The organism is Phocaeicola barnesiae DSM 18169 = JCM 13652 (assembly GCF_000374585.1).
Taxonomy (GTDB): Bacteria; Bacteroidota; Bacteroidia; order Bacteroidales; family Bacteroidaceae; genus Phocaeicola; species Phocaeicola barnesiae.
Window position 1 is genome coordinate 1 of the sequence record NZ_KB894668.1, and the last position, 12649, is coordinate 12649.

General features: G+C 39.8%; 6 protein-coding genes and 1 CRISPR repeat array. Of the genes, 1 reads left to right on the top strand and 5 read right to left on the bottom strand.

The window, feature by feature from the left end:
- Positions 1 to 317: 317 nt before the first annotated feature.
- Positions 318 to 818 (top strand): DUF6125 family protein, encoded by a 501-nt coding sequence (locus C510_RS0115605; RefSeq protein WP_018712201.1) that lies wholly within the window; start codon positions 318 to 320, stop codon positions 816 to 818.
- 103 nt (positions 819 to 921) lie between these two features.
- On the opposite strand, the gene C510_RS0115610 is transcribed toward C510_RS0115605, so the two are convergent.
- The 5 genes from C510_RS0115610 to C510_RS0115630 are packed head-to-tail and all read right to left on the bottom strand — an operon-like array spanning position 922 to position 11619.
- Entirely contained in the window at positions 922 to 1929 is a 1008-nt protein-coding gene (locus C510_RS0115610; protein WP_018712202.1) for a DUF2268 domain-containing putative Zn-dependent protease, read from the bottom strand.
- Complete coding sequence (locus tag C510_RS0115615) at positions 1926 to 3668, bottom strand: hypothetical protein (RefSeq protein ID WP_018712203.1); 1743 nt, start codon at positions 3666 to 3668, stop codon at positions 1926 to 1928. Before C510_RS0115615 ends, C510_RS0115610 begins: the two co-directional genes overlap by 4 nt.
- A gap of 4 nt (positions 3669 to 3672) precedes the next feature.
- The gene (locus C510_RS0115620; protein ID WP_025892904.1) at positions 3673 to 6702 is read right to left on the bottom strand and encodes a vWA domain-containing protein; all 3030 of its coding nucleotides are present in this window, start codon (positions 6700 to 6702) and stop codon (positions 3673 to 3675) included.
- A 6-nt stretch (positions 6703 to 6708) separates the two neighbouring features.
- Positions 6709 to 9945 carry a tubulin-like doman-containing protein gene (locus tag C510_RS0115625; RefSeq protein ID WP_018712205.1) on the bottom strand — a complete coding sequence of 1079 codons (3237 nt, stop codon included), beginning with the start codon at positions 9943 to 9945 and terminating at the stop codon, positions 6709 to 6711.
- A 21-nt stretch (positions 9946 to 9966) separates the two neighbouring features.
- Entirely contained in the window at positions 9967 to 11619 is a 1653-nt protein-coding gene (locus C510_RS0115630; protein WP_040366385.1) for a hypothetical protein, read from the bottom strand.
- Between the two features lie 496 nt (positions 11620 to 12115).
- Positions 12116 to 12637: a CRISPR direct-repeat array (repeat unit 35 nt; unit sequence GTCTTAATCCTTGTTCTAATGGATAATCAAAATAC).
- The last annotated feature ends 12 nt before the right edge of the window (positions 12638 to 12649 follow it).

Sequence of the window (12649 nt, forward strand, 5' to 3'; positions counted from 1 at the left end):
GTTGCTGCAAGGCCGCCGATGTGGACTTCAAGGGCTGGATGAACTATTTTCTTAACCACGTACATGAATACGATAGTGATTACTCCAGGGATCTTGCAGAGTTACTGCCATCATCTTTAAAAGACAGGAAGATTCTTTGAGAAATCTCTGAAAAAGTCACAGACATCTACTAATGTCTCTGACTTATTCAGAGAAAATTCCCAGCCTTTAATAGACCTTGATAGAAATCTTCGAATATCTTCAACATTTTCAAAGACAAGTTGAAATTTTTAAAAAACATGTAAATACAGGCATTAGCAGTTTTCACAATACGGGGTTTGCTGAATGCTTACATTGAAGATTATTCCAAGAATTGGCTGGCCATGGACGGTGTATGGTTCCAGTCGGTCGAACAGAAACTCGGTATGGACGAAGCCATGTATCACGATGCGGAAGCCTGGCGACGGTTTACCGTCATCGAAGCCAAACGTATCAAGCAGTTTCTGGAACTTCCCGAACGTCCCGGTCTGGAAGGACTTGCCCATGCCCTGCAATTACGTTTCTACGCAAACCTGAACGAAGCGGATATTCTGTGGGAAGACGACGGAAAAACATTGGTTTATCGGACCCGGGAGTGCCGTGTACAGCGGGCACGCGAACGCAAAGGTATGCCGTTCCACCCCTGCAAGCCTGTAGGTGAGATAGAATATGCCGGTTTCGCCCGTACCATCGACGAGCGTATCACTTGTGAATGCATCAGCTGTTTTCCGGAAGTAACCGATGCGACGTGTTGTTGCAGCTGGCGGTTCAGGGTAGTACCCCCAACAAAAATTTCATAAAAATAGTCTCAACTTCTAAAAAACTTTTGAATAAAACATTCGCTTAAATACACCATTTATTTAACGAAACCTTGACTATCATCTAACATACAATAGATTTAGATCAATCTATATAATGAGTCTTAACATACTCTTTCCACTCCTTTTCACATAATTCCACCCCCAACCCGATACCTGTTAGAGATTGAGACAAAGGTTGTTCATAAAGAAAACGTACAAACTGACTCACATATCTCTCCCCATACTTTCTCTCTAAATATTCGTAAAACAATTCTCCTCCTGAATAATTATAGATATAAGGGTTAAAAGTAGACTCCAATCGATTCTGTAAAGCCTTCTGACGTTCTTCTACAGACAAATCGGTTGTTTGTTTCCACACTTTAGAAGCAAAATATTCAGCCAAACCTTCAAACACCCATACATAAGGAGTTACTTCCCGACTCAATTTCAACGATTGAAAATAAACATAATGATTCATCTCATGCCAAAGCGTACTCTTAAAGTATTCTTCCGCATGCTCACGCCGAGTAAAAATACTATGATTATTAATCACAATACCTACTGTCATGACTTCTACACCGCTATATTGAGTAACACACAAGCCCCAAGAATCAGAGAAATCGGAATTACTACCTACCAGTCCGGAGCAAACTTTCTGGTAACTTCCTTCCTTTGTGCAAAGATAAATTGGAAGTTTTCTGCCTTTTACCTGATAAGGATATACATAATCTCCCATCAATTGTTTCATAGGTTCTATAGCATCATAAGCATATAGACGGGCACGGTTTATCAGCATAGAATCCTGTACATCAGCATAAAAGACAAACAAAGTATCATCCTCTCCTTTAATCATATTGGTCTGGTGACCAAAATCTTCACTATTATCCCAAGCATCATCCGATAAAGAATCAACCTGATGTATAATAAAATGGTCATTGATACCTGTCAATAGGCGATCATTCAGCTCAATAAGAAAGCGACGCGTAGATTCTGGTATTTGTGCCATAACAAGTGGTTTTTCATAACGGGTTACCAAATACCAGCCCATTAATGAGGCATTCCAAAGAGCGGACAATACCAGAATAACCAGAAAAGAAACATATTTTTTCATACAACCGTGGCTTTCTTAAAGGTCATGATAGAATCAATATTTACTCCTTGGGGCAACTCTCCAGGAGCATATCCCTCTCCCGTAAGTTCACAATACACCCCTTTATTAGGAGCATATTCCTTAAAATCAGGAGGTAACGGCACAATGGCACTGGCATTTTTCTTAAGTATAATGCCCGCATGGTTCAAGTAATCACTATCTCCCATTTTAAGAATAGCAAAATTTACATCTACACCCAAAAGTTCGAATATACGATAAGCCAGTACCGATTTACAATCGCAGTCTCCTTCACCGTCATATAAGGTTTCGGAGGGGAAACGAAAATATTCGTGACATCTGTTAATAGGTTCCGATTCTTCATCCAAAATATAACGTATGTTGGTTTGACAAAACAAAAGAACAAGACTATACAGTTCGAAATCAGCCAAATTATAACGTTGGCAAATCTGATAACCACTGTTAATAATCTGCACCAAAGCCGTTTCTTCCACCTTGTTTGCATTTTCATCACTCCCCTTCAATACTTGACCTGCAAAATCCAATATATCTTCAGTGGAATTCACTCCTTTTCTGAAAGGATTTTTGTTTCTGACAGTACCAGTAGCTTGAGAATCCTTAAAATCTTCTTCATACAAACGAACTGTCACCTGTTCATGCTGATGCGTAATCCCTTTTAAATCCAAAGCAGGTCCCCAGTCAAAAGTACGCTCTACCAGCGTCTTTCCTGATATACCCTGTGGAAAAGCTACAGACTTCGAAGCTCCACTTGTCGTTCTTTTCCATTTGCGTCCCCAAGTAGAACATGGTTCAGACAGTTTCCACAAGCCATTGAAGCATCTCTGATTCATAATAAAAGCAAAGGCCAATACCAAAAATAAAGGAAGCATGGTATAACTTGTAATGAAAGTGCAGGACAATACACCGATAATAGACAAAACGATAATGACAATATTGATTGTTCCAACTCCTACATTACGGTCAATCAATCCCAGCATAAAAGCCAAAGATTGGTTGCGTAACGTCATGGCATGTTTAACACCGTACAATATCCAAGCAATGCATATATAAAAGATAATCATATTCAAGGTGTATGAAACTTCCCATCCCAAGAAAGGGAATAAGGCAAATGAATGTGCCACCAGACTGAAAGGAATGTAAAACAGCAAGAAGACGAGGGCTGCCGGTAATGCCAAATCCACAAATCCAATCCGTACATCAGGACAATCGGCCTCACTATCTTCCACAGACTTCCACAAAGTGCCTACAGCGGCAGCACGAATCATCAGTTCCTGCCTAGCCCGACGACTTCCGGTAGCATAAGCTACCTCCGTCTTATTATCAATAGACAGAGCTATCGCCTTTTTCTCTTCAGAAAGCTTGCAGACAGCTACACACGCCGTATTGTCGTACACTTCACCATCATCAGTGAATCTACCCTGCAGAATCTCCACATAATTATGCTGGTCATTCATCGTCTTCAGATAAATGGAATTATCTACCGGTTTTATGCAACCGATTCTACTGGCTCCTAAGACAGGAATACCGTCATACAATGTATATTGGTTAGCGTTTTTCCGCCAAAGATAACCGACGAAAACACGTTCTCCCGATTCACGGGTATAATAGACCTTCGCATAGCATAAAAAGAGCCATAGCACCATTCTGAATATGAAATAAGCGATTCCTATAATTAAACCTACCTTGAGTAAAATCCAAAGCAATGATATAAAACTTTCCATACTACTATGTTTTCATTGTTATTTCTTTTCCGTAAATATTAAGCGCCTTTTCGGTTACTCCAATTCCATATTCCATCAGTCTGTTCTTTTGGTTAATCAACTGGCTTTCCTGCGTGATACCTGCCCATTGCAAATCATTCAGCTCAACCGATTCCATACAAAGCAAAAAAGCGAACATGTCTGGCACTTCAGTCAACTTCTCAACTTCTATACCTGGAATAGCCTCATAAAGTTTCTTCAATAAATCCTCTTCACGTATATCTGCCACCATTTTGCACCAACATCGAGGATTTTGTCTGCTAGCAGCCTGCTGATAACGACAACTGGCACTAGCCACTCTTCCCCATTCAGTCAGTCCTTCCTTATCACCGTATTTCACAAGCAAACTGGCTATAGAAAATTCAGCGCTTACCATCCGATTGATTGAGAAATTATATAATGCTCTGGCACACCCCGGTATATGACATTTGCGTAATAAGTCACCGAAAACAAAGGTTCCTTTATCACCAGCTGTAAGCAATACATTCAATTTATTGCCCAATTGTTTTTCCAGCTGCGATGCATGCTCAACGACGATTTGCGTACCTCCTGTCTTTTCGGCCAATATTTGCATTGTCTCCCGACCTATATCACCAATTGAAATAATGTTGATAGGCTGATTCAATCCATAAGCCTTATCCAATATATCTTCTATTGATTCAAAAGGCTGTCCGTCACTTATCAGAATAACCTGATCAACATAACAGTCTTCCATAAGTTTCTGTGCCTTTTCCAACGGTGGAATATAACAAGTACCTCCAGTGGCCTGTAATGACATAATGTCCATTCCATCCTCACTGGTACAAACTACACCGTCATTAAAAGCAATCCATTTGATACATGTATCGACCGACAATCGTGATACAGCCTGTTTCAGTTCCTGTAAGGCAGTTCCAGCCATACTTCCTGATACATCCAGTATCAAAAGTTTAGTGTTCGGCAAAGTACGTTTTCCAAACCTCACTTCCTTTTCTACATTTGAGTAGACAGTAGCTTCCGACCGCAAAAGTTCCTTGATAAGCTTACTCTTCAGATGTAAGGTAGAATCCGATATAACCTCTGCCAAAGTATAATCATTTCCTTGGATGGTGATATAATTTAAAGGAGGCGCATCCAGTATATCTTTTCCATTAAAGTTTCCAGTCAATTTAACCTCCGGACTCCTTTCCTCATAAACGGATGTTATCGGTATCAACAACCGGTTATCTTCCGTGCCATTAGAAACCGCACATTTCAAAATAGGTTGAAAACGAGCTGATTCCGTGAAACTGAAGTCAGACGGAGGAATAGCAGACAAGGTATTTTGCAGAAATTCCAGTTTGTTTTTCTTCAGCCAAATACAAAACTCATCCAGTTCATGATACGTTTTGTCCACCGTCTTTCTGATTTCCCCAACCAGTTCAGTCTGCAATTTCATCAGTAGGCACGACACATATTGTTCTTTCAAAGCCTTAATACGTGCCACATACCCGTTAAAATGATAGAAAGCTCCAATAAGAGGTAATACAAACAAGATAGTCCCTGTTATCATCGGATGTTCAGCAAACCAATCTAGAGCCATCAGTTCTTTCTGTACAACAAACTGAATCAGGAAAATACCGAAATAAGCCAACAGAAATCCTAAAACCGCAGCTCTTACCAGCATAGAAAGAACAAAGACCGGATGATTCCTCAATTTTCCTTCCAATACATTCATGGTATCGTCCGGTGTCTGATGTTCATTCTTCACCTGTTCATAGGCCTTTTTCAGGTTGTCAGGCATTTGAAAAGCCTGATAACATTCTGTATTCAGTTCAGCCGCAGCCTGCTTGATGCGTTCGTGAATCATATCCAAAACGGCTATTCCTTGCTGTATACCCACTACCTTGGAAGGTGTAGCGACAGAAAATATGCCAAAAATCTTATCCTCCAGTTCTTTGGATTTTTCCTTTATATAATTATGCTGGTTATCAAACAACTTTGTCTTGTAATCTATCGCATACTGGAAAACTCCTTTCTTTGTTTTATTAACCAGATTACGTTTAAAATTAACAAGATAGTTACCATAATACTGACTCCACACTTTCTTCAGATTCAGACTGAAAGGTGAAACCGTACTCTTTACATCCCAAGCATAAGCTTCCTGTCCAGGCATCGGACAATCTTCTGTTACAGCCTGACCTATTTCTTTGGCATGTACGGAGTTCAAGAAACCATCACACGATTTTACATAATCAGAAGCCTCTTTCCCGTCATAAAATTCAGGTTCTGTACTATGTGCAAACGCATTAAGCAGAATGTTGCTCAACAAAAAAGCTTCGTTCTCTTTCTGTACCTCCTTCTCATAGAACATTCCAGCCATGCCTGCATTGATAAACCCCGAATCCATATCCGGCTTTTGTCCCAAAGCGATATGTAAAGCAGTCATAGCCATAGCCTTCATACCTTCCTTCTTTTCTTCTTCCTTGATCGAAGTTTCAAACAAGAACACATGTCGGAACGGACGCAGATTGGTGTTTTTCAAACACATCAACGTATTTAATTCATTCAGGAAAGCCTGAGCCTCTTCTGGTACACCTGGAGTGAAATTCACCGTATTTGGCCTCCATAGCAGGCCATAGAAATTGATAACAGGCATACTGTTCCACGGATTATCCCCTAACAGGTTAGCCCTCAAATCTGCAGCCAACGTATGAAAATGCTCCAAAGTACGCTTGTCAGTCAAATCTCCGATAAATATTACATTCAGGTGTTTATCCTGTCGAGTAGCAGAAGGAATCAGCTTATCCAGATTTTGTCCGTCTTGCATGGTATCTTCGGTCAATCTACGGGCAATCCCGTCGATAACTTCCCGATGGTTATCAATAAGATTTCCATCTGTAATATGAAACCAGCGCAAAGGAATGTTTCCATTCACCTGACTAATATTCTGAAGAACCGCTTTCCAATACACCGCAAAGAAAGACTCTATCGAATCTTTCTTTGCAAAATTCACAATCCATAATGGAGTGGCCATATTCCCTTAAAATTTAACGAGAGATTCAGATATCAACTTCAATAAAGACAAATCCTCTTGTTTTTTCTGTTTAATCCAAGCTTCAATGAAGATCGCAAATTTAGGTACCTCCTTGGAACCTTTTCGCATAATTTCTTTTTTAGCCTCGGCAGAAACACCTTTTACAGCCTCCGTCAATGTTCTTTCAGACCGAATCAGTTTTTCCAACACATCCACACTTTTAAGTATCTCCAAACAGTCCATCTCCACTAACTTCTTGGCAAAAGATACACAAGGAATCATTTTCCTGATTTCAAGCCTGTGTTCTTCACCGCCGATTTCTATTACATCATCTCCGTTTATCGTGATTTCGTGCAAAACAACTTCCACACTTCCTCTTTGGACATCAATCTCTACACGAATAAAATTATCAGCCACTTCATTATCCGTCCACGATACCATATCCTCCTCATTCTTCGTACTATTATTATCCGTAAAAGCACTTAAATCTATCATATTATCTTCGTTCGATTCCGTAGTCGATGTGCTTCCACCGATTATGTCAACCATAGAATAGTTTCCAAAAATCTGCCTATATGCTTCCGGTCTGCTATTTTTCAGCAAATTAATGACATTCTGGTAATACAAAGCCTTAAAGAAATAATATAAATAACTTCGGACATTGACCATATCCACAGCAGAAACAGCTTCATCCAAATCAAGACAGGCAAATGCCTTATGAATATGGCATCCATATTCCCCGTTTTTAATTTCCGGTTGCAACCTAAGATACTGAGATTGTATATCCATGAAATATTTATACGAAAAGAAATCAAGTCCCATCGGCATTTTAAAGATAAGGAAACGGTCAGGCATCTCATTATCCTGCACAAACTGACAGTTAGTATCTTTTTTCACATATCCTAACTGTTCAGCCAATTGCTCGGAAGCTCCAGCATAGACATAGCGCAAAATTGTAGGCGATGTAGTACCCAAGGCCATAGGATAAAGCACAGGAATTCTGTCCCTTGCTGCCAGTTTGGAAAGAAATACCTCCTTGCTCTGTCCGACAGGCAACATATCTGGATCATTCAACGATTCTTCCAACGTTTTTTCCAGCCACGCATTAGCCAATGTTCCCTCAGACTTTGTCACTTTCAGAATGGCCGTCATCAACGGATTTACAATCCTTTTCTCAAAAATCTTCTTGAACTCAAAAACATCACTCAAGGCCAGTTCTACAAATACCTTGGAAGTTTCATCAATAGCTTCTATGTAACTGGAAAGATTATTCAGTCCTTCATTCTTCCGTACCGGTATACGTCTATAACTTCCACTGACAGGATCTTTAATAGAAACATGTTCCAATACTGTATTGCAATAAAGCCGGTCAAAAAGATTATCTACCGACCAGTCAACATTGTTTCCCGTAGCGATGTCCTTCAGATTGGGCAAATACACCGTCAAGGCATCATTCTCTGTTTCCCTAAATTTTTTAGCCAGTCTGCGGTAATCATCTTCCTTAACTCCACACAATTCGGTAGCCTTATCAATCAACTGACGTAAACCTGTTGTTTCTCCTTTTCCTTTTCTAATCAATTCCAAGTATCCTTGAGGATATTCCGTCAACTGCTCAATCAGTTCAATGGAAAGTTTCAGGCAGTTGTATTTCTTTAAGGCATCACGGTATTCTTCCATCAACTTCAATACGGCAGATGCATTCTTCTTGGTAACACCTTCAGACAAAAACCGCATACATTCAGTACGTTTTCTGTTTGCCAATTCTTCCACATCACATTTATTAAGAACCAATATGTCTTTACACAAAGGTTCCAGATAAAAATCATCAACCAAATTAATCACTGACCATGTATAACGCAAGCCATTCTCCCGTATACTTTTACTAATTCCTTGATTGATACTGCTCTTCAGTTTACTGAACACCTCTTCCTTTATGGTCTGGAACTCTTCCTCTACACTTTCTATCTGTGTCATGAACCCATTGGCCTTCAACTTATCGAAAGCATCGGCAGAAGGCCGGCGTATCTCTGCATATTTTTCATCTAACATATTTTGCAGACTGACTTCGTTTGCCCTGCATTCTTCCGATTCTACATCTAACAGATACGACAGAATATAGTCTTTTCCAAAAGTTTTCTTAGCTTCGTTCCGTATGGCTGCGTCTTCGGGTAAATCCTCGCCTAACAATCCGTATTTCAATACTTCATACACTCCACGGGTCTGGATGTATTCCTCAAACTCCTGATTGGCCTTCTTAAGCACGCGGTAACCACAAGCTATAAGACTCTGTGTCCATTCAAATTTCGTATCATTATGTGTTGTCACTCCGCCAATGGCATTCAGGTCATTACACAGATTGCTGATCATACTGTTGGAAGCATTACCCTTATTCAGATAATATATCATTTCAGCCACAGTAGAATAAAGGCTGTTTAAAGGTATTTTCGTATTAAAGTTGGTCTCTACATCTACAGGTATTATATAACGATACAGTTCCCAAGCTCCCACATCTTGAGTATTAGGTACTACAGAGAATTTCTTAAAACACTCGGTTTCTTTCCTCTTCAGACGGAAAGCGTTAAGTTCCCACATATAGGAAAATGCATTCAGTTTATAGCGCACGTTTCCTCTATTAGCTTCTATAAAAGGTTCAGGCATAAATAAAACGAGCTTCAAATTTGGATTACCCACACTACTGTTGGAAAGACACTTAATGAGATAAAGTGTATCCAATGTAAGAGAACTGCCGGTACCACCGCACGAAGAAGCAAACAGCCAGATATTGAAGTCTACAGTGTTTCCATTATTCTTTTCATCTTGAAAACGGGCTATTTTTTTCCGTAATTCTCCCTCTATGGCACGATAGTTATGCAACATAGCCACACGGCCCACCATACGCTCTGCTCCGGCTCCTTCAGACAAAGGGATATTACTCAAAGTAAACCCATGTCCTTTTTCCTGTTCTATCATCCACTCACGCAAGCGTTTGGCCGAAGGAGTCTTTCCTCCCAGATTATTACGGTAAACCTGATAAGGATTGGTATCACCCAAATTAACAAAATCTTGATTATATATCAATATCTGCTCTCGATTTATCTGTTCCAAAGTCTTTCCATCTGTATCAATGTAAGTAAACAGATACTCAGGATCATTGGAATTCTGAGGGCCTAGTTTTCTGGAAAGTTCTGATACGGTCTTGAGTCCACATCCTCCCAAACCGATAAAATATGCTTTAACTGGCATAGTAATATGTTTTTAAGGTTATCAATTTAAATCTACACAATATTTCGTTCCGTTTCCGGAAAGTTGTATGGTTATCGCTTCAGGTTTCCGATGAGAAAACAGAAAAATTTCGTTTCCTACTGAAAACGTATGTTTCACCTCTTTGGTATAGGCATCTGTAATCTCCGCAAACGTACCCTCTGAAAGACTGACATAGAAACCACTCTTTTTCCAGAAAAGCAGCGGATTATACTTTCTGGCAGTCAGGACCAGCACCCAGTCGGCACCACGTACCGCCAACATCCCGTCCCGTCCGATACGATAGGGAAGTTCCTCCGTATCTCCATTTATACGACGGGTCTTTCCGTCTGCATTCTTTTCCACTACCGTTATTATCCACGAACGTTTTACCTTCAGCAGAAAAGCCGTATATAAAACAGAAACGATTACTATCACCAGAATCAAAGCCATAACCACCCAGACCCATAATGGAATGAAAGAATTCCACAACCGGCACGCCGGCATTTCCAGCAGTTTCTGATACGTACATTCAATAAGCCCTCCGTTTCTTTCCCCACATAGAGTCTGCAATTTCTTAATTTCCTGCTCCACCGGAGAATCAACAGTTATATCCAGCAAGACATCAGCCTTCTCCCGACTGAGGAAACCCGGCAATAACGACTTATCCGAATTCACTATCTCACCCAGCAGAACAGGCTCTCCCAAAGGATAGAAGCCGGCGACATCCTCTTCCCTTTGAAAAAAAGGTCCCGAAACTTCTGCTTTAGCCTTCAGGCCAGTCGCTAACGGAGTAGAAAAAGCCGTAGTCCGCAAAAACACTTTTTCTCCGTCAGTTTCAATCCTTGGATTTAAAGAATCGCATAAAACAGCCCAGTCTTTCTTAAGCATACTATTCATTTTAGCTGCCATTACATTGGAAATGGTATGCGAGAACCACTGGGAAAGCACATCGGCCGACGAAACAGCCTGATAATCCACCTTTCCGAATATTTTATCCAATTCATCCTTGAAAATAGCATTCTGCCTCAATTTAGGATCATCGAAATTCAGCTCCAGTCCATATTTGCACAAAGAAAATTTACGCTCCGCCGAAAGGAGACCTTCCAGTTTTCCCCAATCTTCAGCATCCTTATCATAGTGATGTCTGGATGTCCAATACTCAAAATCTGTCAATAGGTAGATAAAAGTCAAATCCGTACTTCCTACGGTATTAACAGCTTCCAACACTTTCCGTGACATGGTATAACCGTCTGATCCGTTTCGAGGATTTCCATCTTTCAAAAAGGCAAATTGAGGGGAATAAAGCACATCTACCAACGATTTACGTGTTTCGGGAGTAAGGGTGATGCATTTAAACAGCCCTACAAAATCAGTATAATCCTCCCTGGCCATACGGATAAGAGTTACCTGATCCCCATCTGGAATGGCATTAACAAATGCCTCAAAGTTCTTTTTTACCACGGTTTCATAGGGTAACATAGAACTCGATATGTCTACCGCAAAAATATAATGTGCATGCTGTACTTCCAGTTTCTTCCCATAAATCTCCATCAATTGGGGATATTCTTTCCTCATCGCTTCTTTCGCCTGAGATTGCGCCTGCAACATGCACCACTCCGAGGAAAAGAAGAGAAGCAAGAACTGCAGAAATACACTTGTTACTAGTTTTTTCATACTCTCGATTAATTATAAACAAAGTTCCAACAGTCCATTCCGTCAAATACAAACAAATAAGCATATTCTCTATTTTGTCGAACTTATACTAAGAGAACATCATTATTAAATAATGACGATTCAACGGAATTATCATTTCAATAAACAGGCCTATGGGCTAACAAAGGTCTTTTGACACAAAATATATTAACATACCATTGGCAATATTAAGCATTTAGTCTGAATAAACCAAATTTTTTACTTTTTTATTTAAAGAGTTTTTTCTGCTAAGTATCTTGTAATGTTATAAATCAATAAGTTCATTCATATCGGATAACACATTATTAAAGTGCTCCTTAACTTATCTTTGTAGGCTAAAAGTTACAATAGATGTATCACGGCAGGATTAGCTACCGCCATAGCCAAATACTCGCAGCAGCAAGATTGACTCGTATCAAGTATGAAACTTTACTGATAATAATGATTCAGATCAGATAATCATAGAGATGTCGGATTTGTCTTAATCCTTGTTCTAATGGATAATCAAAATACAATTGCAATTGGTTGGGATCTTTCCTTCTTAGCTGTCTTAATCCTTGTTCTAATGGATAATCAAAATACCAAAGCTACCGTCATCACCGGCTGGTCTGTCGGCGTCTTAATCCTTGTTCTAATGGATAATCAAAATACAAATTATTTCACCTATTATGATGTCTGCTTTCTGTCTTAATCCTTGTTCTAATGGATAATCAAAATACAAACATCAAGTTGAGGTGTTACGCTTCAACGAACTGGTCTTAATCCTTGTTCTAATGGATAATCAAAATACTTTGGAGTGGTCTTACAGCCGCTCTGAATTGGTGTCTTAATCCTTGTTCTAATGGATAATCAAAATACGCAGCACATAACGCCATCCGCCTCGTGGCAATTTTTGTCTTAATCCTTGTTCTAATGGATAATCAAAATACAAGGAGAGGCCGGAAGTGTGCGGACGCCGTGGTTGAGTCTTAATCCTTGTTCTAATGGATAATCAAAATACATTACACCAACT